The following is a 23,661-nucleotide window of genomic DNA, read 5'->3' as shown; positions in this document are numbered from 1 at the left end:
TTGTGGGTAACTGGTCTGCTATCTCTGATCGGCCAACTGTTGTTGCATCTTGTTAAACATGGTCAGTACGCTCGGCGCAGGGCCCTGGCTAAACTTACTGACGATAATAATCGCCAGTGTGCTGAGAATAAAACCAGGAACGATTTCGTATAGTGTGCTGCTTAAGCTGGCGCCGTTAATGGTAAACGGTGCATAAATCCAGATTAAAACAGTCACCGCGCCTACCACAATGCCACTTAACGCGCCGGCAAAGGTCATTCGTTTCCAGTAAAGACTGAGAATAATCAGCGGTCCGAACGCGGCACCAAAGCCTGCCCAGGCATTACTTACCAGTTGCAGGACTGAACTGTCCCGATCGTAAGCCAGTGCAATGGCAACTAATGCCACGGCAAGTACTGATATGCGACCGACTAACACCAGCTCTCGTTGAGTGGCATCACGTTTAACAAAGGTTTTGTAAAAATCTTCTGTCAGTGAGCTGGATGTTACTAACAGCTGTGAAGAAATAGTACTCATAATGGCGGCTAAAATAGCGGCCAGTAAAAAACCGGCAATAAAGGGATGAAACAAAAACTGTGAGAACACAATAAAAATAGTTTCAGGATCGCTTAATGTCATCTGGGTTTTGGCAACATAAGCAATGCCGACAAAGCCGGTCATTAACGCCCCGACAATGGTGACCAGCATCCAGCTCATACCAATGCGACGCGCCGTTTTAATATCTTTAACGGAACGAATTGCCATAAAGCGGACAATAATATGTGGCTGACCAAAATATCCAAGCCCCCAGGATAATGCGGAAATAATGGCAACAAGTGATGACGCGCCTACCCAGTTAATTAATTGGGGGTTGATACTTTCTGCGACTTGTTTAACTTCACTAAAGCCACCCAGGTGATCCAGTGCGACCACCGGGACCAGCACCAGCGATACGAACATAATACAGCCCTGGACAAAGTCGGTCATACTCACCGCCATAAAGCCGCCAATAAGCGTATAAACAACGACGACTCCGGCTGTAACGTACAAACCAAGCTCATAGCTTAAGTTAAACGAACTTTCAAACAGTTTGCCGCCGCCAACTACCCCGGATGAGGTGTAAAGGGTAAAGAAAACGACGATAACGAGCGATGAAACGACCCGAAGTAGCCGGGTTTTATCTTCAAAGCGCTTTTCAAAGTAATCAGGAATAGTAATGGCATCGTTGGCCACTTCGGTATATACCCTCAGTCTTGGCGCAACCACAAGATAGTTAATGTACGCGCCAATTAACAAGCCGACGGCTATCCAGGCACTGCTCAGGCCGGTAAGGTACATTGCACCTGGCAATCCCATCAACATCCAGCCACTCATATCTGAGGCGCCAGCAGACAGTGCGGTAACGCCTGGCCCCAATTTACGGCCACCTAACATGTAACCTGATACGTCTTCATCAGTATTGCGATAGGCGTATAAGCCAATTCCTATCATGGCGGCAAAATAGATACCTAGGGCAAAAATAGTTGCAGTTTCCAAAGCATAGACTCCTTATTATTTGTTTTTATGCTAACAAGATGAACCCGGGCTTACCAGTGCTTTATAATAAACAAGACAACGCCGGCTAAAGCCGGCGCTGTTTCATGGGTGCGTTAGCGGGCACATCACCCATTATTGCTCCGGGTAGAGTGGGGGCAATTCCGTTGTGGCTGCTGGTGGCGCTTCATGGTGCTGATAATCTGACCATGCCTGCCACAACAGATCGCCTTGCCAGTTTGCGGCGCTATCGCCATAAAGTGCGGCATTTAGTTGCGCTATTTGCTCTTTCAACGCACCAGGCCTGATGCGCTCACACAGTGCACTTAAAGACCCTCGTGTTAAAATTTTATGGTGACGGGCCCAAAGCAGAAGCTGTTCGCTCGCAGCATTTTTATGGTGCGTTTTACAGGCGGCCCGTAACGCTTTACTGTCAAAGTGTGACACTTTGTGACCTGAGGTAGTGGCTGACGAAGCCTGATGATCGCGACGTTTTTGCCAAATCATTTTGTGCCAGGCAACCAGGATCACGGTCAATAGCCAGCCAGTGACCAACAGCCAGCTGGTGTAGTTCCAGCGCCAGTTCGACCCTGATTGTGGCGAAGCTGCGGTAGCGGGTGAGGCTTGGGTGGGTTCGCGGGGCGACACGGTTGTACTCTCGGGCTGGATTGGATCAGCCTGAACCTGAACGGTCCGGCCAGGTAACACTGTCTGCTCCAGTTGGTTGGTCTGGCTATTCCACCAGCTTATTTTCACCTCTGGCAATTCATATTCACCTGGCCTGTTAGCAATAATGGCACTGGTAATCACTTTTTGTGCGACTAAGCGGCCGGCCCGCTCTGCACCTTTAACCTGAGGTTGTTCCTGGTAAACCCGAAACCCTTCCGGCAGATTGATGTTAAGCTCCGGCAACTGGTTGGCTGCGACATCAACCGCTGACAGGGTAATGATCCGGGTCACCGGCTCTCCTTGTAGCAATTGCGTTTGCGCCGGCTGCCATTCCTCATTCAGCGTGACCAGCCCGGCAACCAGCCAGTCACCACTATAGCTTGCTGGTTGAGCCTGTACTGTGATTGGCAATGCTTCAGCTTCGCGCACTATAGTGCGGCTGCGGGCAAAGTAGCTTTGCCGGGCACTTTCCCGGTCTATCACATCACCAGTGAAAGTAGGGGGGCTAATAATGAACTCGCCGCTGCGTTGTGGTGTGATGGCATAGCGCCGGGTAATAGAGCGATACCGTTCGCCATCAATCAGTTCTGTTCCTTCTTTATCCTGGCCAACCTGCTGAATAAGGGCGTCATCCAGTTGCGGCTCGGTCAGACTGCCTCGTTGAATATCGCCACTGAAAAAGATAGTGACATCGTAGTACACCATCTGCTGTACCATCAGGTTGTTACTGCTTAGCTCACTTTGCAGAAATACGTCACGCAGCTGGCCAGAACCCTGCTGCACCGGCACAATCTCAACAGACAGTGGTTTACTACTGACGTTATCAATAGTAAAAGCGGGTATAGTAAAGGTGCCGCTGGTTTTAGGCAGCATGGTCACGGTCCAGGTGGTGCTGTGACTTGCGTCGCCGTTAATGACACGGGTACTTTGGTTTACCGAAGGCACCATAACCGTAAAATTACTGTCCAGTACCCTGAAATTGATACTGTTGGCAGGCACTCTGCTATCTGCGGTTACCTCGAGCACAATGCTTTCACCGAGCATAACCGGGTTTTTGTCGACACGAGCCGTTAACTCACTTATGGCAAACGCAGGCGTGCTAAGCATTGTACCCAATAACATGCTGAGCAGCATAACGGGTGCTACCCGGGACCATAACAGACTACGTATTACCATTCTTGCTCTACTCCTCTGGGAACAGCGAATTGACGGCGTTTCTGATACTCCAGATTCATCCGGTTGCGCAATAGCAGACCCGGATCGTCCTGAACTTTGCGTAATAAATTATCCAGTTGTTGCTGTTCTTCCAGACTGGCATTAGGCCACTTCTCCCGGATAGCTTTTTGTTGCTCAGACTCAGTCGGATTCGGCTGCTCCAGTTCCTGCGCCGCTGCATCCGTTGCCGATTGGGATGGTTCAGCTTGTTGCTCATCGTTTTCAGTTTGGCTCGATTGCTCGCCGGCGTCATTATTCTCAGAACCTTGCTGCGCAGGATCTTGCTGCGTATCAGATTGTTCTGGCTTACTTTGCCCCTGATCTTGACTGTTACCTTCAGATTCAGCTGTATTGTCGCCGCTCTCAGCAGATGATTCGCTATCCTGCTGTTCACCGTCCTGTTGTTCGCTATTCTGTTGCTGCTGGTTCTGTTGTTGTTTCATCTGCTTTAGCAGCTCAGCATTTTGTTTTGCCTGCTGATGGTCAGGATCAAGTTGCAATGCCTGCTGATAACTGGCCATAGCCTGGTCATATTTTTGTTGCAACGCCAGACTATTACCGAGGTTAGCATAAGCATCTGCGCTCGGTTGTTGCTGCGCGGCTTGCTTAAATGCTTGCTCGGCACTGGCATAATCCTGCAGCCGATATGCAGCGTTACCCTGCCAAAGCGGATCGGTGAACTTCTGTTGCGCCTGCTGATAATCTTGCTGCCGGTAATCGGTAATCGCTTGCTGAGCCGGGGTTTGCCATAAGTCACGCCAGATCCCGGAGACTGCAGCTTCTGCGTTTGGCAAGTAACACAGCGGTAATAACACCAGTACCGGCGCTCGTTTGGCCAGATATAATGCCAGGGGTAACAGGAGCCATACCAGATAGACGGCATTGTCCTGCCACAGATCACCGGCAAATTGCCCGCTATTTTCAGCCGGTCGCTCAGACGGGCTGTTAATCGTGCCCAGCAAAGCGGATATATCGCTGTTAGTGCTGCCGGCAACGGCAAAATTGCCGCGGCCCTTGCGTGCAAGCGCTGCCAGTTGCGACAACGGTACTTTTGGGATCACCACCGCGCCGCGGCTGTCTTTTAGCAGCTGGCCGTCTTCAAGTTGTACCGGAGCACCCTGTTCGGTCCCAAATGCCAGTACCGATAGCCGGTGCGGCCAGTTATCTAACCGGGTAATAATTGGCTGGTAGTCTGCAGAGGCAAAACCATCGGTAAACAGCACGACATCGCCGCGACTATGGCCGGCCTGACGCAACAGAGTGTCTGCCATCTGCAGCGCCGCTTCAATATTAGAGCCCTGCACTGGCATTAATTCAGGTTTAAGCTCATTGAGCAGTAACCGGACATTGTTGAAATCGGGCGTTAAAGGCGAAATAACGAAGGCATCTCCTGCAAAGCTGATCAGGGCCAGTTCGCCTTCAGAGAGATCATCAATAAAGTCCAGCGCTTTAAATCGTTGCTGACTAACCCTGTCAGGCGACATATCGGTAGCGCGCATCGACATGGACATATCAACAATCAGTACGGTGGCTTTGTTAAGGCTAAACGCCGGTTGTGGTTGCTTGTGCCAGCTGGGCCCGGCCAGGGCCAGGGTGCTCAGTAGCCAGCAAATAAACAAGATTGGCAGCGCCAGGGGGTTGCGTTTAGTTACCCGCGAGCCACTTAGCATCAGTTGTTGTAAGTGCGGGGCAATAACACTTTGCCAGGCGCTGCGTTGTTGCCGGTAGCTGAGTAAAAGCAGCCACAGTACGACAACAGGCAGCAGTGCCAGCAGCCACCAGGGGCGCAATAAGTGAAAATCAGCGAGCAGGTTCATACAGCCTCCGCCAGTTAATACGCCGGATTGCCAGCATAAAAGATAACAGTAATGCCACCGCGAGTGGCCAGTGCAGCAAACTGCGCTGCGGCCGGTAAGTCAGGTTATCGCGGCTGATGGGTTCCAGTTGATCAAGTAACTGATAAATTTGCGCCAGTTCACCGAGACTGCGTGCCCGAAAATATTGGCCTCCTGTTTCACTGGCAATCTGCTTTAGTAATTGCTCATCTAAATCCTGCGACGGGTTAACAGTGCGCCGGCCAAAAATGGTTTGCTGCACCATTTGTTCAGCACCCACGCCAACCGTATAAATTTTGATCCCGGCAGCCTTGGCTAACGCCAGGGCCTCCAGCGGCTGAATATTACCGGCGTTATTGGCGCCATCACTTAACAGCACCAGCACCTTATTACTGGTTTCATATTCATTTAAGCGTTTGACGGCCAGGCCAATGGCTTCACCAATAGCGGTGCGCTGGCCAACCAGCTTTAACTGACTGTCATCTAAAAAAGTTTGGACCGTCGCAAGATCGTAGGTTAGTGGTGTTTGCTGATACGCCGCGTCAGCAAATAATATTAAACCCAGGCGATCTCCCTTACGTTGCACAATAAAATCACCGACGACCCGTTTTACTGCCGCTAAACGGTTCATAGCCTGGCCATCCAGCACCATATCACTCATGTCCATCGAACCGGATAAATCAATGGCCAGCATTAAATCGCGGCCTTGCTGGGGCAGGGTAACCGGTTCGCCGAGCCAACGGGGCTGACACGCCGCCAGCACCAGCAGCAGCCAAATCAGCGCATGCGGCAACGTGGCAAAATGACGTTTTAAACCCGGCCTCGGTTGCTGTTTCGCGGCCAATCTGGCCAAAGCGGGTAATGTCAGCGCATCGCCACTATCCTGGCGGCGTTTCTTGAAGAAAAAAGGCAAAATAAGCAGTAATGTCAGCCAGGGGTATGTCAGCTCAAACATCAGCCGGTTCCTCCGGATAATCGTGCTGTTGGCTGCTAGTCACGGTTGCCGGCTTCAGACTGCGTAGCCAGCTGCCGGCAAACTGATAGAATTGCCGGCGATGCTCTGGGTTGACCTCGGTATGATAAAGCAGCGCGTTCAGATCAGGCAGGGCAGTTGCAGGCAGGTAATGTTGTAAAAAGTGTTGCCATTGCAAGGTGCTGGCGGTCAGCACCGGGTGAGCCGGAGCATAATGCTTGACGACTCGCTTTAGCAGCTGGTTAATTTGACTGGTGGCTTCAGGCTCTAACTGGTTAAGCAGGGCTATTGCCTGGCGTTTAGCGCCTAAAAAACGCCAGCGCTTGTACAGCAACCAGCTGCCATATGCGAAAGCTATTATGGCAAGGGCCAGTAAAATATAAGCACCTGGTGGTATTTGCCAGGCAAGTTGGTAGCTGGGTTCGGCAATATCCACCAGCTGCTCTCGTAATTGTTGCTTAGCGGCCATAGTGAATTTGCTCCAGCTGACGGATTACAGGTTCGCCAGCGCTGATGTTAAGCCATTTACAGCCCAGTTGCGCCAGTGAGGTCGACAGTTGCTGTTGTCGTTGCTGTTGCTGTTGCTGGTAACGCAGGCGTAAGCCGGCGTCAGCCAGCTCAGCACTTACCACCAGCTGTTTGTTGCGCACGGCCGCGATGCCATTGGCTGCGCTTGGTATTGCCAGTTCAAGCGGATCACTAATCTGACAACAGGTTACTTCGTTATGCTGGCTAATAGCCCTGATATGCCGTAGCGCCTGCTCATCGATTTGATTAAAGTCCGACAGAATATACACCAGACTGCCAGGGCGGCTCAGTCGCCGTTGCTGGCCCAGAGCCTGCGTCAGGGTTAAGCCATTGGTGTTGGTTTTGCCATGATGACATTGTTGCAGCGCCTGCAGGTAGCGAAGCACCCCATGGCTGCGACCCTGCGGTTTTAACTCGCGATGGTGCTGATTGCTGAACACCAGTCCGCCGAGTTTATCGCCATGGTCTTTTACATGCCAGGCAATAACGGCAGCCAGATGCGCCGCCTGCACTGATTTAAATAATAAACTGCTGCCAAATCGCATGCTGTCAGTCAAATCAGTGAGAATAAATACCGGCCGCTCTTTTTCTTCCCGGAATAACTTGGTGTGCACTTTGCCACTGCGCGCCGTTACCCGCCAGTCGATCGTACGAACATCGTCCCCCGGCTGATAATGCCGTACTTCGTCAAACTCCATACCCCGGCCTTTGCTGCGCGCCAGATAGGTACCCGCCAGCTTACTGTGGATATTGATCGAGGGTTTAAGGTTCAGTACCTTAGTATGGCGTTGGTACCACAGTAATTCGGGCAACTCGACAGAGCTGCCGTCGGCACTTAATTGCTTTAGCCATTCGTTGGCAGAAAACGCGGTGTTCATAGGGCTATTCAGGGTACCGGTACACAGTTAAGGATTTCAGTCAGCACATCGTCGGTGGTGATCCCCTCTGCTTCAGCCGTGTAGGTTAAGATAAGCCGATGGCGCAGTGCATTGTGAAACACCGCCTGTATATCGTCCGGGGTAACAAAGTCACGGTCTGCCAGCCAGGCTTTAGCCCGTGCACAACGCTCCAGCGCAATGGTTGCTCGCGGGCTGGCACCATAACTTACCCAGGATGTCAGCTTGGGACTGTATGCAGCACCGTTGCGGGTGGCCATAATCAATTGCACAATATACTCTTCAAGACTGTCTGCCAAATGCAGCTTTAAAATTGCCTGACGAGCACTGAATATGTCAGCCTGACTAATAGCAGCAGGTTGACTTTGCGCTGTGCTCAGCGCCTCATTACGGGTTAATCTGAGTATTTCACGCTCGGTTGCAGCATCAGGATAGTCAACCTTCAGATGCAACAGAAAACGGTCAAGCTGGGCTTCCGGCAACGGATAAGTGCCTTCTTGCTCCAACGGGTTTTGGGTGGCCATAACCAGAAACAATTCAGGCAATTTATAAGTGGTGCGGCCAACCGTAATTTGTTTTTCTGCCATCGCTTCGAGCAACGCTGATTGCACCTTGGCCGGTGCCCGGTTAATTTCATCTGCCAGAATAATGTGATGAAACAGCGGGCCTGACTGAAATTCAAACTGACCGGTTTCGGGCCGGTAAATATCGGTGCCGGTTAAATCGGCTGGCAGTAAATCCGGGGTAAATTGGACCCGGTGAAACTCTGCCTCTACCCCGTGAGCCAGCGCATTGACTGCCCGGGTTTTTGCCAGGCCTGGCGGGCCCTCTACCAGTAAATGACCATTAGCCAGCAAGGCTAATAAAATACCTTCAGTAAGCTCAGGTTGGCCTAACACCTGACTGTCCAGATAGGATTTCAAGGCGGAAAATGCGTTTACCATAGTGATATAAGTCTTTTGGTTAAAAGTTTCAGTTGTTTTTCGCGCAGTTAGCTATAAAAGCAGCTAGGCTAAGACGTTATAACCTAAATAAGGTTCCGTTTGCATTAAAACAAGTGTTTTAATTAGCCGCAACTGCCGTTACAATCAAAATATACTTACAGGTCAGACCTGTTTTTGTTTCGACTATCCCGGATTAAACCTATGCCGGGCCAAACAAGAGGAAAGCTATGTCAGCGCCTATTAAACTTCATACCCGCAGTGGTGATCGGATAGCGATTGTCTCCGGGTTGCGTACACCTTTTGCGAAACAAGCGACCGAGCTACACGGTGTTTCGGCGCTGGATTTGGCTAAATTGGTGGTAAATGAACTGCTTATTCGCAGTGAGCTGGATGCAGCTCTGGTGCAGCAGGTGGTATATGGTCAGGTTGTGCAAATGCCGGAAGCACCTAATATTGCGCGGGAGATTGTGCTGGGCACCGGAATGGGTGTGCATACTGATGCCTACAGCGTTACCCGGGCCTGTGCGACCAGTTTTCAGTCAGTTGCCAGTGTGGTGGAATCGATGATGGCCGGAACACTCGAGATCGCCATTGCCGGCGGTGCCGATTCCAGTTCAGTACTGCCTATCGGTGTCAGTAAAAAACTGGCCCGCGCATTGGTTGATATGAACAAAGCGAAAACCTTTGGCCAGAAATTCAGTATTTTACGTCGTCTTGGTTTAAAAGATCTGATGCCAGTGCCGCCGGCAGTAGCGGAATACAGTACAGGCTTGTCAATGGGTGATACCGCAGAGCAAATGGCAAAAACCCATGGTATTAGCCGTGCCGCGCAGGATGAATTAGCGCATCGCTCTCATAGCCTGGCGGCAAAAGCCTGGCAAAATGGTTTAATGGCCAGTGAGGTAATGACCGCCCACGTTGAGCCTTACCGTAAATTTCTGGATATTGATAATAACATCCGGATGGATTCTAAGCTGGAGTCGTACGCCAAGCTGCGTCCGGTATTCGATCGCAATCACGGCACGGTCACCGCTGCGACCAGCACGCCACTGACAGATGGCGCCTCAGCAGTGTTAATGATGACAGAAAGTCGCGCCAAAGCACTAGGTTACAAACCGCTGGGTTATATTCGCAGCTATGCGTTTTCTGCTATTGGCGTTCATGAAGATATGCTGATGGGACCGTCCTACGCGACACCTATTGCGCTGGACCGGGCAGGTATGACCCTCAATGACCTGACATTAATTGAAATGCATGAAGCTTTCGCCGCTCAGGCACTGGCTAACGTTAAAATGTTTGCCAGTCGCAAATTTGCCGAAGAAAAGCTTGGTCGCAGTGAAGCCATTGGCGAGATTGATATGGACAAATTTAATGTCAATGGTGGCTCACTGGCCTATGGCCATCCGTTTGCAGCCACTGGCACTCGCTTAATAGTGCAGACCTTGAATGAACTACAACGTCGCGGCGGCGGAGTTGGGTTGACCACAGCGTGTGCAGCGGGTGGTTTAGGTGCTGCCATGATAGTGGAGACTGAATAATGACTAAGAAACAACAAAACAGCTTTAGTATGGCGTTACGGGACGACCATGTCGCCGTAATTACAATGGATATACCTGGCGAGAGCATGAATGTGCTTAAGGCGTCTTTTGCCGATGAAATTGACGCCATTCTGAATACACTGCAAAGCGACAGCAGCGTCAAAGGTGTGGTTATCATCAGCGGTAAAAAGGATTCTTTTATTGCTGGGGCCGATATTTCTATGCTGGATAGCTGTGACACGGCAGAGCAGGCTGAAGATATTGCCCGAATGGGCCAGCAAATGTTTGACCGGCTGGAACAGATGAAGATCCCTGTGGTGGCGGCGATTAATGGCCCTTGCCTGGGCGGTGGTTTGGAACTGGCAATGGCCTGTCACTCCCGGATAGCAACGGATTCAGGAAAAACCGTACTGGGTTTGCCCGAAGTACAGCTGGGTTTACTACCCGGTAGTGGCGGCACACAACGCCTGCCGCGGCTGGTTGGGGTGCAAAAAGCGCTGGATATGATGCTAACCGGTAAGCAATTGCGGGCGGTTCAGGCTAAAAAAGCCGGGTTAGTTGACGAAGTGGTTCCGGTAAGTATTTTACTGGAAGCGGCTGTGAAACGGGCATTGCAGGGCAACACTAAAACGGCAGCGAAAAGCAAAGGTATGCTGGCAAAATTGCTGGAGAACACCGGGCCAGGGCGCAATATATTGTTTTCGCAGGCACTGAAACAAACGCTGAAGAAAACTCAGGGTAATTATCCGGCGCCGGTACGGATTATTGAAGTTGTGCGCAAAGGGCAGGACAACGGCTACGCGGCAGGGCTGTCAGCTGAAGCCAAAGCCTTTGGTCAGCTGTGTATGACCAAAGAGTCGGCGGCGCTTCGCAGTTTGTTTTTTGCAACCACCCAGATGAAAAAAGAAACCGGAGCAGGCAAAACCCAGCCGCAAAAAGTTGAAAAAGCCGCTGTGCTCGGTGGTGGTCTGATGGGCGGTGGTATTGCTAACGTCAGCAGCACCAAAGCCGGTGTGCCGGTGCGAATTAAAGACATTAATGAGCAAGGCATTAGTAATGCTCTTAAATACAGTTATGATTTACTGCAAAAGAAATTTAAGCGTCGTTTTATCAGCAAAGCAGAAATGCAGAAGCAATTGCTACTATTGACAGGAAGCACTGATTACAGTGGTTTTCATGATGTTGACTTAGTGATTGAAGCGGTATTTGAAGATCTGGATTTAAAGCAAAAAATGGTTGCCGATATAGAACAGCACTGTGCAGAGCATACCATTTTCGCCAGTAATACCAGCTCGCTGCCTATTGCTCAAATCGCAGCAAAGGCAGCACGGCCAGAGAACGTAATTGGTCTGCATTATTTTTCTCCGGTAGACAAAATGCCATTGGTTGAGGTTATCGCCCACGCCAAAACATCTGATCAGACGATTGCCACTACGGTAGCGTTCGCCCGCAAACAAGGCAAAACTCCTATTGTGGTAAAAGACGGTGCCGGATTTTATGTTAATCGGATCCTGGCGTTGTATATGAATGAGGCTGCAAATCTGTTGTTGGCTGGCGAGCCGATAGAGAAAATAGATAAAGCCCTGGTGAAATTCGGCTTTCCGGTAGGGCCAATGACCCTGTTAGATGAGGTGGGTATTGATGTTGGCGCAAAAATCTCTCCTATCCTGACCGAGCAATTAGGTGAGCGCTTTGCTCCTCCGGCCGCTTTTGACAAGTTGCTGGCAGACGGTCGCAAGGGTAAAAAATCTGCTAAAGGCTTTTATCAGTACGGTAAAAATGAGAAAAAAGGGTCCAAAACGGTCGATAGCAGCGTGTATAACGTGCTGGGCGTAACACCTGCCGGTACCTTAAGTGGTGATGATATTGCCAGGCGTTGTACTGCGCAAATGCTGAATGAAGCGGTGCGCTGTCTGGATGAGGGGGTCATTGCCTCAGCACGTGACGGTGACATTGGTGCTATTTTTGGCATTGGCTTTCCGCCGTTTTTAGGTGGGCCATTCCGCTATATCGATACCTTGGGCGTGACAAACCTGGTGGCCAGCCTGCGCCAGTTTGAAGCTGAACACGGTGAACGTTTTGCCCCTTGCAGTCGTCTGCTGACGATGGCAGAGCAGGGCAGCCGGTTTTATCCGTAGCTGTTGCAATAAATCAACTAAAGCTTAACAGTTAGCAACAGCCGCAGCCGGTATAATAACCAGCTGCGGCGAAAACCTGGTAGTGGAGATGGGGTAGTGTTATTAGTACCTGTAGTATGGTTGATGGTGGCTCTTGGAGTTTATATTGCGGCGCTGCGCAGTGGCATGCAAGCGTTACAATGGGCGGTGGCAGCCCTGTTTACCGGTCCTTTTCTATTACCGTTGTTTAACAGCCATAAGCGATTATTGCTGTGTAAAACGCGAGGCAGAAACAGCAGTTTGTTCCGGCCTTAAGCGGCTTTACCTTTGATGTGCTGGCGCAATTGCTGAATAATATCTTGCAACAACGGCTCGTTAGTTGCCTGATGCAGCGTCGCCGCAAATAATTCTCTACTCATCTGTGGCGCATTGTCTACTGTTCTAAGGCTGTTGTTCTTTAACAGTGGCTGCACCATAACCTGCGGCAGATAAGCTGTTGCAGGGCTATGTAGCAGCATTGACAAAGCAATTTTCGCGCTGCCGGTGCGTAACATCGGCGGTGGCATGTCGGCAAAGTACTTGGCATGCTGAATATCGAATGATGTTCCCCAGTCCATCAAAATATAGTGTTGCGCCATAGCGCTGTCGCAATTATTGTGATCGCCACTGGTCACAGCAATAAGTGTAATATCATCGAGTTTCTCAACCTGGATCTCATCCACTTTGGGTGGGTCAAATACCACGGCCAGGTCCAGGTTCCGCTCCAGCAATAAGCGGCCTATTTGTTCCGTACCCAGTGACTCTGCACGCCAGGCAAGCTGCGGATAATGTTGCTGTACCTCGATAAACCCCGGTAGCAAAAAGCTGTCCCAGACGTTTGCGGTGGCGGCAACAGACAGTTGTTGTGCTTGTTTATTGCTTAATGCAACCTCTTGCTTAGCGCGTTGTAATGCGGTTAGCATAGCCTGAGCATGAGGTAACAACCGGTCTCCGGCAGCAGTAAGCTGAATATTATTCCGGTAGCGGCTAAACAAATTAACGCCAAGCTGTTGTTCTAGCTGTCTGATCCGAAAACTCACGGCAGACTGGGTCAAATAAAGGTTTTCAGCCGCCTTACCAAAATGGCGGGTACGCTGCACTTCAAGAAAGGTCTTTAGCAGTTCAGTATCCAAGGTTTAGCCTTAAAGTTATTTATCGTGTCAATAAAAAATTTTTGTTTTACGACAGGAATATTGTTAACCATACTCCGCACAGTTTAAACAGGCTGGCTTTATATTCAACGACATTAGAGGAAAAAAGTGATGCAGCAAAGTTTTGTCGCTACTCGTCGCTTTTTCGATGACCGCAATTTCCCTCGTGGGTTTACGCGGTCCGGGCGCTTTACTCTGGCAGAAGGTAATTTGCTGGAAAAACATGGTTTCGCGATGCAACAGCTGGAGCAGGGTGCACGTGAACCGGTAAACGAGGAAGAGCAACGCTTTATTCTGGTTTGCCGGGGCGAAGCAGAAGCGAGCTCCGCCTATGAAAAAACCTGGATTAAATACAAGCAACGCCTGAACGAAAAGCGAAAGTTTCATACGGTTTTTGGTAAAAAGCGTATTGCAGACGGTGCGGACGATTTTTCGTACGTCGAAACCGACTCTGATTAAAGCCCTGCGGGGCTTTTTTTATAGCGGTTAATCTGAAGCTACCTTTAACCTGGTATGGCTGACAACCGCGGCCGTTGCTTCTGTGCTGATAAAAAAGCAGCAAAATCTTCGGCCGACAGTGGCTTACTATAATAAAACCCCTGAATCGTCTCACAACGTAACTTACGCAGCATATCCAACTGGTCTTTGGTTTCGACACCCTCAGCAACGACATTTAAACTTAAATTGTGGGCAATAGTAACAATGGTATCGACCATGTTCCTGCCTCTGGCATTATCCATATCATCGATAAACGCTTTGTCAATTTTCAGGGTATTTAATGGAAATTGTTTCAGATAGGCCAGTGAAGAGTAGCCCGTTCCAAAGTCATCCATTGCCAAGTGAATACCCCTGGCCCGTAGTTTTTTCATCATGTCTATCGCCAGCTTGGGCGACTGCATTACGGTGCCTTCGGTAATTTCAAGTTCCAGATGATAGGAAGGCAGCTCACATTGCTCGAGTATATCGTCGATCTGCTGGCACAGATTGGGCAGCATAAATTGCTTGGCAGACAAGTTAACGGCAACCCGACCCTGAAACAGGCCAAGTGCCAGCCATTTTTTAACATCGGCACAGGCTTTTCGTAGCACCACTGCACCGATCTCAACAATTTGTCCGGTTTCTTCGGCTACCGGAATAAAACTGGCCGGGCTCACCAGACCGCCCTTGGGCGTAATAAAACGCACCAGCGCTTCCATACCGACGATGTTGCCGGTAAGAATGTCCATTTTGGGCTGATAATAAACGCTAAAATAATCTTCTTTTAAACCGTAACGAATTAAATTTTCAACCTGTAACCGTTTTACTGCTTGCTTGTTCATGCTGTCATTAAAAAACAGATAGCGGTTGGCGCCGTCATTTTTGGCATGATACATAGCCGTATCAGCATTACGAAGTAATGCCTGAGGGTCGTTGCCATCATCCGGAAACAATACAATACCAATACTGCTGGTGACAGCCAGTTCATGCTGACTAATGAAGAACGGCCGGTTAATCTGCTCCAGCAAGCCTTTGGCCATTGAGGTGATAGAATGAATGTCATTGGTGTTGTTGAGCAACACGGCAAATTCGTCGCCGCCCAGCCGGTAAAGTTTGTTCTGGTATCGGGGATCGCCGTGCAGTCGTTGTGCCAGCTTACATAACAGGGCATCACCCAGCTCGTGGCCCAGTGAGTCATTAATTTTCTTAAAATTATCTAAATCGAACACCAGCAATGCATGTACAGCGTCAACGGTGACTAAACTGGCCAGTTTTGTCATAAATACCGCCCGGTTTGGTAAGCCGGTCAGAGTGTCGTTGTTCGCCAGCCGGTTCAGTTCTGCATCACGTAGCTTCCGATCAGTTATATCTGATAACACGCCAACATATTGCTGCGGGTTTCCTTCCTGATCGTTAATAACATCAAACGCCAGCTCTGCCTGGTAGATGTCGCCATTTTCTTTTTGCTCGCGTATTTCGCCACTCCAACGGCCGTGCTTTGCCAGTTGTAGCTGAATGTCCTGCATAAAACGACTGGGGTACAGCGACAATTCAAAGCGGCTGCGAATAACTTCATCGCGATGCTTGCCGGTAATGCTGCTAAACGCCGGGTTAACTTCAATAATATTGAACTGGGTATCACACACTAGCACCGCATCTGAAATGTTTTCAAGACAGCGGGCAAACAGTTGCATTCTGCCTTCAGCTTCTTTGAGTTGATGGATATTTTTCAGGGTGCCTGTCATTCGGCTTGGACTGCCGTTAGTGGCGTACGCCACCACTTTGCCGCGATCCAGTACCCAAATGTACAGCCCTTCAGCGGTGCGCAAACGGTATGTTGCTTCAAAAAAGGCGCTGCCGCCATTAAGGTGATCGTTCAGCAGGTTGATGACCCGGTCTAAATCCTGAGGGTGGATCTGCTGTTTGTTTGGTGGAAAGTCATGTGTTTCGGGTTTTAGTTCGACCGGCTTTAACCAGGAACTGGAACGGTACAATTCTCCGGTATGAATACGCCAGTCCCAGAGTTCATCACCGCTACCCCATAATGACAGGCGCAAACGTTCTTCACTCTTTGCCAAGCGTTTATGATAACGCCGCATTTTAACAATGCTGGCATGAGCCAATAATAATGCCGCGCAGGCAAAAAATAATACGGCTGAAAACACATAAGGCTGCACGCTGTCCCAGCTAAGGGCATAAAGCCCCCAGGGATGAACAGCCAACAGTATTACAGACGTTTTAGTGCGACAGAAGTGACGTTTACCCACGTATTACAACATTTTTATTGTTATTGCGCTTACGGTAACCAAGTTTAGGAACAGTGTCAAAATCAATTTACGTTACCGTAATTTTTTGTCTGAGCTCAGCCCGGCTCATCGACCTGATATGGCTGTGTTGATCGTTAGGTCCGGAAGCCAGAATGAGCACGTCATAATCATCAGCCAACAGTTCACTGAGTAAGTCGGTAAAATGTGTTTTGTCCAGTTCAGCCAGTGCAGAAATGATTCTGTTGGTTAGATCAAACTGGGTATCATCTTGACCCAGAGCCAGCCAGAGTCTTTTTGCGCGGCCTCCGAGGCTGCTGTCACGTTCAGCAAGCTGGGCTGTTAAGCCCTGTTTTAAATCAACAAAACTTTCCTCTGGCATCTCTTCTATTTGTTCCAGAAACTCCTTAAAGAATGCCACTGTCGCCTGATACAGCGCACTGCAATCAAAATTAGGTGACTGAATATAAAATGCCATACCCGGCAGAGTATTAATGGGTACATAGCCGGTGCCGACTAAGTAACCCATTTGTTGTTCGGTTCGCAACTGGTGGAAATAATGAGGAGACATCAGGTGGTTCGCCAGCATAAACAACGCCATTTGTGCGGCAGACGCCTGTTTAGCCGCCAGGTACACCACCAGCGCGTGGTCGCCGCTTTCGGTTTCTGTTTGCATCCAGACTGGACCTAAGCCGGCAATGCTATTGGTTACCGGGGTAATTTTACTACCAACACTATGTTGCTGGCTTTGCCATGTCGCCAGCATCTGTTGCAGATCTTCGGCATTAGTGCTGGTCCAGTTACCTACCAGCAGCGCTTCTAAATGAACATTATCCAGCAGATGCGTTGAGAACTGGCAAAACTGGCTGAAGGTTAGTTGTTCCAGTTCAGCAATTAATATCTCAATTTCGGGATTGAGGGGTTGCAACAATGCAGACAATTGGCTGAATAATCGGGCGACGGGTTTACTTTTACTACTATTACCCCAGTGTCTGCAAAGCTGCTGTTTAATTTCATTAAAACGAAGTTCTGAGAATTCAGTGTGGTTTATTTGCTGCAAAATATTTTGTAGCAGCTGGATCTGATTGGCTGCCAGGCCGGAGATATGAATGCTGACACCTTGTTTCTGGACGTGCAGGTTATAGCTCAGGCCAGCCGTAGTGGCATTATAAAACTGCTGATTAATGTGATCCTGGAACAACTCCAGCCATAACCTGCTGGTTGCCAGCTGATGATTATCCGCAATACTTTGCGGCAGACTGAGTTGCAAAAATATATGGCCTTTAGGCGTATTAAATTCAGTATCAGCTTTGTGCCAGATGCTTAACCCCGGCGCACTGCAGATTTGCTGCGGTATGGCCATATGTTCATTTTTTTCCAGTAAGCTAAGTTGCTCCGTCAGATACGGGTTGGCGCTGGGGAGTCTGATTTCGACAACCGGCCCGGTTGTCTGCAAGGTGTGCAGAAGTTGGTCACTTAACCGGGTGACAGAGTAGGGCGTGTTATACCATTTTGCTTCTGACAGCACCGGTACGTCAGGGGCAATCAACATTACCCGCATATTGTCTGGTCTGAACCAGCTTAGTAGCTGCTGATACAGCGCTTCAGCGGGCAATTCCATCCGGTAGTCACCAAAAATGGTATCTTCAACCGGATAGTGCTGTAAATTAACAGACAATTGACTAGCCGTTTGCAGGGCGTCGGCCGGCTCCTGATAAATAAATGACCAATGCAACAGTTTTTGCCGTTCATTAAATAAACTGTAAGGTAGGGGATGCTGTTTTATGGTGGCCAGCGCACTATAGAGGGCTTTCAGTACCGCTTCAATATTCGCCCTGCCTGCGCGGGTCAGTTCAAACGACACAGTGAAATCTTTATAGTTACTGCCATCAATACCGCCACCTGCACTTAACTGGTTCACTAAACCGGCATCTTTCAGATAACTCAGCAGCGAACCATCACCCTCATCGCCCAGAATAGAAGCCAGAAAGCTGACGATTTTATGAGGATACCAGGGGTGGATGTCCGGCAGCGCAAAACTGGCTACCAGTCTGTCGGAATCTTTGTGTGGTTGAATATTTAATAAAATGGTCTGATGTTCAGCGTTATAAAGCGGCACGCTCAATGGTGCTTTTGCCGGCAGCTCTGCTGGCAAGTCCGCAAAATAGTCGGTTACCCATTGTGCCATGGTTAATAGCGGCGTCGGAGAAACCAGACACAAACTCATTCTGCTGGCGCTGTATTGTTGCTGATAAAACCGCAGCAGAGCGTCACGCAGCGTTTGGCCGGGTTTGTCATTCAGCGTATTAAGATTGCCTACCGAAAACTTGGCGAAAGGATGATCCTGATTGATGGTCTCTTTGTGAACCTGATATATGCGGCGGCTATCATCTTTTAGCTTTAGTGAATATTCTGCTTCAATGGCATGGCGCTCTTTCTCAACATAGGCTGCAGAAAATAAAGGCCGGCAAAACATATCGGAAAAACGAGCAACGGCTTGCTGCAGCTGTGGTGTATCGATATCAAAGTAAAAATGACTGTGTTCAGTACCCGTCCACGCATTATGACTGCCACCATGCTGACTGATAAATTGCTGATATTCACCCGCTTCCGGAAAATTTTCTGAGCCAAGGAAAAGCATATGCTCTAAAAAATGGGCCATGCCCTGATAATCCGCCGGATCATCAAAGTGGCCGACATTGACCGTTAAGGCCGCGGCACTTTTTTCAGCATTTTTATCCTGAACTAACAAAACAGTAAGACCACTGTCGAGTGTCAGGTGTTGATAGACTCTGTTATCGTTGGGGCTTTGCTTTATATGTACTTTTTCCAAAAATAGTCCTATGTCGGTATGGTAGTACTGCAAGATTGCCGATGTTTGATAGCATTTAGTAATAAACAGACGTTATGTTATGCGTTAATAGCAGTTACGTTAACGCCATACTTTCTTTATCATAGCGCACAATTTTTGCCCAGCGTATGCTTTTTAACAATGGCAAACAAAAACTCACTGACTAAGTAGTACGGTATCAATATAAATGGTTAACATTGTTATTATGCGCCACGGTGAAGCAGAACCGTTGACAGAACTGGATAGTCAGCGGCCACTTACTGCAATGGGCAAGCGTGAGTCATTGCACATGGCGCAGTGGCTGCAAAATTGCTATCACCCCTTTACTCATATCTGGCTTAGTCCTTATTTGCGTACAGTACAGACTGCCGAAATTATGTTCAGTAAGCAAGGGGCGGACTGTCAATTGACAACTGAAAGTCAGCTTGTGCCTGACGGCTCTGCAGACCGGATACTGACAGTTATTGACGCCACACTGGCTGAGCAACCCGATGCCCGTATTTTGCTGGTATCGCACATGCCACTGGTGAGTTTTCTGGTAGAAGCGCTAACTCAGCCAGGACAAACGCCGGTGTTTAATACGGCGTCGTTGTGTTGTATTGATTATCAGCCAGCGAAGGGTGGCCGCATACTTGAAAAAGTGGCACCGCATGACGTGACGTTGATAACCAGCTAAAGATCGCTACTGGCGTTGCTCATCGTCGGGCTGATTAATTTTAAGTAACAGTATTAAAGCTCCGTGCTTGCCCCAGCTTTTGGGCGCCGTATGGAACGCCCGCACGTTAGGATGCTGAATAAGCCAGTTTGGCACTTTGCGCGCCAGTATTCCCAGACCCTTACCATGTACTACGCAGGCACAGTTAAACTGCTGCTGCTGACAGTATGCCAATAAACCTGCCAGTTCGTTTTTTGCCTGAAGCTGGGTTAACCCATGTAAATCGAGTACGACCTGTGGCTGAAACTCGGCGCGCTTCAGACGACCTGCCAGGCGTGGGTCGTCACCTTGCTGGACATACGATAGTGAGCCTCCGTCACTGACCAGCCCTTCGTAACCATCAGAGAAAAAGAACAGGTTCTGCTCATTTTGGCTGAATGTCGTGCTGGGTCGGGCTTTTTTCTTGCTGGCTCTGGTAACTGGAGCTATCTTGTCTTGCAACAGCGGGCGAGCTCCCGTAACCGACTGGCGGAAAAGGTCGCTGTCTTCGGCAGATAAACGGGCTTGAGGAGAAAGCTTCTTTCGTTGCATCGCGCAAGTCTATACAATCTGCCCATTTTTTACAAAGAGCGAATACTGAGATGGTCGAATTAAACCCAATGTTTTCAGAATCTGATATTAATGAGGCGCTTGATGCGTTAATTACCGTGCATGACTGGCTGCGTTTTGCGGTAAGTCGTTTTAACGAAGCCGGCGTTTACCTTGGTCATGGCACTGATAACCCCTGGGATGAAGCCGCAGCGTTATTGGCCCATTGTTTGTTTTTACCCCCGCTGACCGATGATAAATTGCTGAATGTCAGGCTGACGAAGCCAGAGCGCCGCGCTTTTGTAGATTTACTGTCGCAGCGCATTGAACTGCGCATGCCCGCCGCCTACCTGACCCATCAGGCCTATTTTTGTAATTTGCCTTTTTATGTCGATCAGCGGGTATTGGTGCCACGTTCGCCGATTGCTGAACTGATTAATGAAAAATTCAGCCGGTTGCAGCTGGCCGCAGCACCGGAGCGAATACTCGACTTGTGCACCGGCTCAGGATGTATTGCCATCGCCTGCGCTTATGCATTCCCAGACGCCCAGGTGGATGCCGTTGATATCAGTACCGAGGCGTTAGCCGTGGCTGATATTAATATTAACGAGCACGGTTTGCTGGATCGGGTATACCCGATTTTGTCTGATGGCTATGAGGCCCTTTCTGGCCAGCAGTATGATCTCATTGTCACTAACCCGCCTTATGTTGATGCTGACGATATGGCCGATCTTCCTGAGGAGTACCGGCATGAGCCGGAACTGGGACTTGCCTCAGGCCATGACGGGCTGGAGTTAACCCGCCGAATTCTGGCTCAGGCAGCTGGCCATTTAACCGAGCAGGGGTTTTTAATTTGTGAAGTTGGCAATAGTATGGTTGAATTGCAGGATAGATATCCAGACGTCCAATTCAACTGGCTTGAATTCACCGCCGGTGGCCTTGGTGTTTTTGCGCTGAGTAAAGCGCAACTGATCGCTTATCAACACTTGTTCGAGGAGATCTAAATGGCCGGCAATAGCATTGGGCAGTTGTTTAAAGTTACCACCTTTGGTGAAAGCCATGGCCCGGCCATCGGCGGTATTGTTGATGGTTGCCCGCCGGGAATGTCGTTAACGGCAGACGATTTACAACTTGATTTAGATCGTCGTAAACCTGGCACCTCGCGCTACACTACGGCAAGGCGCGAAGAAGATCAGATAAAAATATTATCCGGTGTATTTGAAGATACCACCACCGGCGCCACTATTGGCTTGTTAATTGAAAATACCGACCAACGATCCAAGGATTACTCCAACATTAAAGCGGTGTTCCGGCCTGGCCATGCCGACTATACCTACTGGCATAAGTTTGGGATCCGTGACTACCGGGGTGGTGGTCGCTCTTCGGCGCGGGAAACGGCAGTAAGGGTAGCAGCGGGTGCCATTGCTAAAAAGTATTTGAAAGAACATTGCGGTATCGAAATTCGCGGCTACCTGGCACAGTTAGGGCCGGTCAAAGCTGAAAAACTGATCTGGGACGAAGTGGGCAATAACCCGTTTTTTTGTCCCGATCCGGATAAAATTACCGCGCTGGACGAATATATGCGTCAGCTGAAAAAAGACGGTGACTCAGTGGGTGCCAGGGTTAATGTGGTGGCAAGCAGAGTGCCGGTTGGTCTGGGTGAGCCGGTATTTGACCGCCTGGATGCGGATATCGCTCATGCCATGATGAGCATAAATGCGGTAAAAGCAGTAGAAATTGGTGACGGCTTTGCGGTGGTAGAACAGCGCGGCTCTACTGATCGCGATGAACTGACGCCTCAGGGTTTTAGCTCGAACCATGCTGGTGGCACCTTGGGTGGGATCTCCTCAGGCCAGGATATTAAGGTAAGCATCGCGTTAAAACCGACGTCGAGCATCAGTATTTCGGGGAAAAGTATTAATATCGATGGCGAAGTCGTTGATATTGTTACCAAAGGCCGGCACGACCCCTGTGTGGGTATCCGGGCAGTACCTATTGCTGAAGCCATGCTGGCGATCGTATTAATGGACCACTTGTTACGCCATCGGGCGCAAAACGCCGGAGTAAGCGTGACTACCCCGGATATTGCCAGCGCTAACAGATAATGTAATCTCGCTCGTCAGGATCTTATGAGCTTAATCTCCGCCAGGCCAGCGTTAGCGCTGGCCTACTTTACCTATTTTGGTGTGTTGGGTATTTTTGTACCTTATCTGGCATTGTTTCTGGATGGCCGTGGTTTCGACTCGCGCCAGATAGGCCTGATGCTGGCTATCGTAACCGCCACCCGTATTGTCGGGCCGGCTGTCTGGGCCAGCTTGGCAGAGCGCAGCAGTAAGCCTTTAGCCGTCATGCAGCTTGGTGCCGTGCTGGCCTGTATTGGCTGGCTTGGCAGCTTTATCAATAGCGGTTTTGGTTTGTTGTTAGCCACTCTGGCACTATTTAGCTTTTTCTGGACTGCCATTTTACCGCAACTGGAAGTATCCACTTTTTCATTTCTGAATAATGATACCGAGCAGTACAGCCGTATTCGTTCTGCTGGCAGCGTTGGCTATATCGTGTTGGTCATGCTGGGGGGCTGGTTTTATCAATTGTATGGCAGTGAGTTTATGCCAGCTACCGCGCTGGCGTTTTTGTTGCTGCTCGTATTTTGTCTGTTTAATTTACCGGCCCAGACCCCGGCATATGACGCCACGACCCAGGCATTGTCTTACCGGCAACTTTTAAAACAAAAGGTGTTATGGATTTTTATGGGCGCCGCACTGTTGATGCAAATCAGCTTTGCGCCATTTTACGGCTTTTTTACCCTGTACAGCCGGGACTTAGGCTATAGCGGCAGCGAGACAGGGCTACTAATCAGCCTTGCCGTGGCCGCTGAAATTGTGGCGTTTTACTTTGCCGGACGCATTATGCGCAACCGCAGCTATCGTAGCCTGTTAGGTATATGTTATGGCTTAACCGCCATTCGCTGGTTAATGGTCGCGTTGCTGGCGCACTCAGTCTGGTGGCTGGCGTTAAGTATGTTGCTGCATGCCGGCAGTTTTGCTATTGCCCATAGCTGCGCCATGCAGTTTATTCAGCAAGTATTCCCCAAAGCGCAGCGAGGCCGTGGCCAGGCCATTTATGCCGGGCTAATTTTTGGCGGTGGCGGTGCTATCGGCGCTTATCTGGCAGGTTTCAGCTGGCAAAATGGTGCTGGGGCAGCGCAAACCTTTATCTTCGCAGCAGGTTTTGCGTTGCTGGCTTGCCTGTTGGTGTTAAAACTGCCAAAAAACATAGCGAATATAAAGTAAAAGCTGTTGTTTACTGAGGCTTACTCAGAAATGAGAGCAGGGTGGCTGGTGTACTTTCGTAACAGCAGCATGGATGCTGCGCAGGCAGAAGGGGCACAGGGACGTGATCCTTGAAGCCG

Annotated in this window: 19 protein-coding genes; 8 read left to right on the top strand and 11 right to left on the bottom strand. The window is 49.6% G+C overall.

Annotated features, from left to right (window positions below):
* Positions 1-18: 18 nt before the first annotated feature.
* From putP to B2X65_RS03950, 7 genes are all read right to left on the bottom strand, one after another.
* Positions 19-1,470, bottom strand: a complete 1,452-nt coding sequence (putP, locus tag B2X65_RS03980) for a sodium/proline symporter PutP (RefSeq protein WP_414631409.1) — start codon at positions 1,468-1,470, stop codon at positions 19-21.
* A 177-nt stretch (positions 1,471-1,647) separates the two neighbouring features.
* Entirely contained in the window at positions 1,648-3,357 is a 1,710-nt protein-coding gene (locus tag B2X65_RS03975) for a BatD family protein (protein ID WP_290610819.1), read from the bottom strand.
* Positions 3,351-5,213, bottom strand: a complete 1,863-nt coding sequence (locus B2X65_RS03970; RefSeq protein ID WP_290610818.1) for a vWA domain-containing protein — start codon at positions 5,211-5,213, stop codon at positions 3,351-3,353. Before B2X65_RS03970 ends, B2X65_RS03975 begins: the two co-directional genes overlap by 7 nt.
* Entirely contained in the window at positions 5,197-6,186 is a 990-nt protein-coding gene (locus B2X65_RS03965) for a vWA domain-containing protein (protein ID WP_290610817.1), read from the bottom strand. Before B2X65_RS03965 ends, B2X65_RS03970 begins: the two co-directional genes overlap by 17 nt.
* Positions 6,179-6,673: a DUF4381 domain-containing protein gene (locus B2X65_RS03960; protein WP_290610816.1), complete on the bottom strand. Its 495-nt coding sequence runs from the start codon at positions 6,671-6,673 to the stop codon at positions 6,179-6,181. The genes B2X65_RS03965 and B2X65_RS03960 overlap by 8 nt, the downstream gene beginning before the upstream one ends.
* On the bottom strand, positions 6,663-7,610 hold the full coding sequence (locus tag B2X65_RS03955; RefSeq protein ID WP_290610815.1) for a DUF58 domain-containing protein: 948 nt from the start codon (positions 7,608-7,610) through the stop codon (positions 6,663-6,665). Before B2X65_RS03955 ends, B2X65_RS03960 begins: the two co-directional genes overlap by 11 nt.
* Before the next feature lie 8 nt (positions 7,611-7,618).
* Positions 7,619-8,572 carry an AAA family ATPase gene (locus B2X65_RS03950; protein ID WP_290610814.1) on the bottom strand — a complete coding sequence of 318 codons (954 nt, stop codon included), beginning with the start codon at positions 8,570-8,572 and terminating at the stop codon, positions 7,619-7,621.
* Positions 8,573-8,799: 227 nt separating this feature from the next.
* On the opposite strand from B2X65_RS03950, the gene fadI reads away from it, so the two are divergent.
* The 3 genes from fadI to B2X65_RS03935 all read left to right on the top strand — a co-directional run bounded on the left by fadI (position 8,800) and on the right by B2X65_RS03935 (position 12,542).
* Entirely contained in the window at positions 8,800-10,110 is a 1,311-nt protein-coding gene (fadI, locus tag B2X65_RS03945; RefSeq protein ID WP_290610813.1) for an acetyl-CoA C-acyltransferase FadI, read from the top strand.
* Positions 10,110-12,248, top strand: a complete 2,139-nt coding sequence (fadJ, locus tag B2X65_RS03940) for a fatty acid oxidation complex subunit alpha FadJ (protein ID WP_290610812.1) — start codon at positions 10,110-10,112, stop codon at positions 12,246-12,248. Before fadI ends, fadJ begins: the two co-directional genes overlap by 1 nt.
* Positions 12,249-12,344: 96 nt before the next feature.
* Positions 12,345-12,542 carry a hypothetical protein gene (locus B2X65_RS03935; protein ID WP_290610811.1) on the top strand — a complete coding sequence of 66 codons (198 nt, stop codon included), beginning with the start codon at positions 12,345-12,347 and terminating at the stop codon, positions 12,540-12,542.
* On the opposite strand, the gene hdfR is transcribed toward B2X65_RS03935, so the two are convergent.
* The gene (gene hdfR / locus B2X65_RS03930) at positions 12,539-13,399 is read right to left on the bottom strand and encodes an HTH-type transcriptional regulator HdfR (protein ID WP_290610810.1); all 861 of its coding nucleotides are present in this window, start codon (positions 13,397-13,399) and stop codon (positions 12,539-12,541) included. The genes B2X65_RS03935 and hdfR overlap by 4 nt on opposite strands.
* 129 nt (positions 13,400-13,528) lie before the next feature.
* Here hdfR and maoP point away from each other — a divergent pair, with 129 nt between their 5' ends.
* Positions 13,529-13,876 (top strand): DUF413 domain-containing protein, encoded by a 348-nt coding sequence (gene maoP / locus B2X65_RS03925; protein WP_290610809.1) that lies wholly within the window; start codon positions 13,529-13,531, stop codon positions 13,874-13,876.
* A gap of 44 nt (positions 13,877-13,920) precedes the next feature.
* Here the strand turns inward: maoP and B2X65_RS03920 are convergent, their stop codons facing one another.
* Together B2X65_RS03920 and B2X65_RS03915 are read right to left on the bottom strand one after the other, a co-directional pair.
* A complete protein-coding gene (locus tag B2X65_RS03920) occupies positions 13,921-16,116 on the bottom strand; it encodes a putative bifunctional diguanylate cyclase/phosphodiesterase (protein ID WP_290610808.1) in 2,196 nt (731 codons plus the stop codon).
* 112 nt (positions 16,117-16,228) lie between these two features.
* Positions 16,229-18,991 (bottom strand): insulinase family protein, encoded by a 2,763-nt coding sequence (locus B2X65_RS03915; protein ID WP_290610806.1) that lies wholly within the window; start codon positions 18,989-18,991, stop codon positions 16,229-16,231.
* A gap of 205 nt (positions 18,992-19,196) precedes the next feature.
* Here B2X65_RS03915 and sixA point away from each other — a divergent pair, with 205 nt between their 5' ends.
* Positions 19,197-19,685 (top strand): phosphohistidine phosphatase SixA, encoded by a 489-nt coding sequence (gene sixA / locus B2X65_RS03910; protein ID WP_290610804.1) that lies wholly within the window; start codon positions 19,197-19,199, stop codon positions 19,683-19,685.
* A gap of 6 nt (positions 19,686-19,691) precedes the next feature.
* Here sixA and smrB read toward each other — a convergent pair whose 3' ends face one another.
* Positions 19,692-20,255: an endonuclease SmrB gene (smrB, locus tag B2X65_RS03905; RefSeq protein WP_290610803.1), complete on the bottom strand. Its 564-nt coding sequence runs from the start codon at positions 20,253-20,255 to the stop codon at positions 19,692-19,694.
* 50 nt (positions 20,256-20,305) lie between these two features.
* Here smrB and prmB point away from each other — a divergent pair, with 50 nt between their 5' ends.
* Genes prmB through B2X65_RS03890 form a run of 3 tightly spaced genes read left to right on the top strand, consistent with a single transcriptional unit; the run spans position 20,306 to position 23,542 of the window.
* On the top strand, positions 20,306-21,256 hold the full coding sequence (prmB, locus tag B2X65_RS03900) for a 50S ribosomal protein L3 N(5)-glutamine methyltransferase (RefSeq protein WP_290610802.1): 951 nt from the start codon (positions 20,306-20,308) through the stop codon (positions 21,254-21,256).
* The gene (gene aroC, locus B2X65_RS03895; protein ID WP_290610801.1) at positions 21,257-22,357 is read left to right on the top strand and encodes a chorismate synthase; all 1,101 of its coding nucleotides are present in this window, start codon (positions 21,257-21,259) and stop codon (positions 22,355-22,357) included.
* A gap of 24 nt (positions 22,358-22,381) precedes the next feature.
* Complete coding sequence (locus B2X65_RS03890) at positions 22,382-23,542, top strand: MFS transporter (RefSeq protein ID WP_290610800.1); 1,161 nt, start codon at positions 22,382-22,384, stop codon at positions 23,540-23,542.
* Positions 23,543-23,661: the final 119 nt, after the last annotated feature.

The organism is Arsukibacterium sp. UBA3155 (assembly GCA_002364615.1).
Classification (GTDB): domain Bacteria; phylum Pseudomonadota; class Gammaproteobacteria; order Enterobacterales; family Alteromonadaceae; genus Alishewanella.
This window is presented reverse-complemented; position numbering and strand designations above follow the sequence as displayed.

Coding starts and splice junctions, on each gene's coding strand:
- putP (WP_414631409.1), bottom strand. CDS start 1,470: ATGATAGGAATTGGCTTATACGCCTATCGCAATACTGATGAAGACGTA.
- B2X65_RS03975 (WP_290610819.1), bottom strand. CDS start 3,357: ATGGTAATACGTAGTCTGTTATGGTCCCGGGTAGCACCCGTTATGCTG.
- B2X65_RS03970 (WP_290610818.1), bottom strand. CDS start 5,213: ATGAACCTGCTCGCTGATTTTCACTTATTGCGCCCCTGGTGGCTGCTG.
- B2X65_RS03965 (WP_290610817.1), bottom strand. CDS start 6,186: ATGTTTGAGCTGACATACCCCTGGCTGACATTACTGCTTATTTTGCCT.
- B2X65_RS03960 (WP_290610816.1), bottom strand. CDS start 6,673: ATGGCCGCTAAGCAACAATTACGAGAGCAGCTGGTGGATATTGCCGAA.
- B2X65_RS03955 (WP_290610815.1), bottom strand. CDS start 7,610: ATGAACACCGCGTTTTCTGCCAACGAATGGCTAAAGCAATTAAGTGCC.
- B2X65_RS03950 (WP_290610814.1), bottom strand. CDS start 8,572: ATGGTAAACGCATTTTCCGCCTTGAAATCCTATCTGGACAGTCAGGTG.
- fadI (WP_290610813.1), top strand. CDS start 8,800: ATGTCAGCGCCTATTAAACTTCATACCCGCAGTGGTGATCGGATAGCG.
- fadJ (WP_290610812.1), top strand. CDS start 10,110: ATGACTAAGAAACAACAAAACAGCTTTAGTATGGCGTTACGGGACGAC.
- maoP (WP_290610809.1), top strand. CDS start 13,529: ATGCAGCAAAGTTTTGTCGCTACTCGTCGCTTTTTCGATGACCGCAAT.
- sixA (WP_290610804.1), top strand. CDS start 19,197: ATGGTTAACATTGTTATTATGCGCCACGGTGAAGCAGAACCGTTGACA.
- smrB (WP_290610803.1), bottom strand. CDS start 20,255: ATGCAACGAAAGAAGCTTTCTCCTCAAGCCCGTTTATCTGCCGAAGAC.
- prmB (WP_290610802.1), top strand. CDS start 20,306: ATGGTCGAATTAAACCCAATGTTTTCAGAATCTGATATTAATGAGGCG.
- aroC (WP_290610801.1), top strand. CDS start 21,257: ATGGCCGGCAATAGCATTGGGCAGTTGTTTAAAGTTACCACCTTTGGT.
- B2X65_RS03890 (WP_290610800.1), top strand. CDS start 22,382: ATGAGCTTAATCTCCGCCAGGCCAGCGTTAGCGCTGGCCTACTTTACC.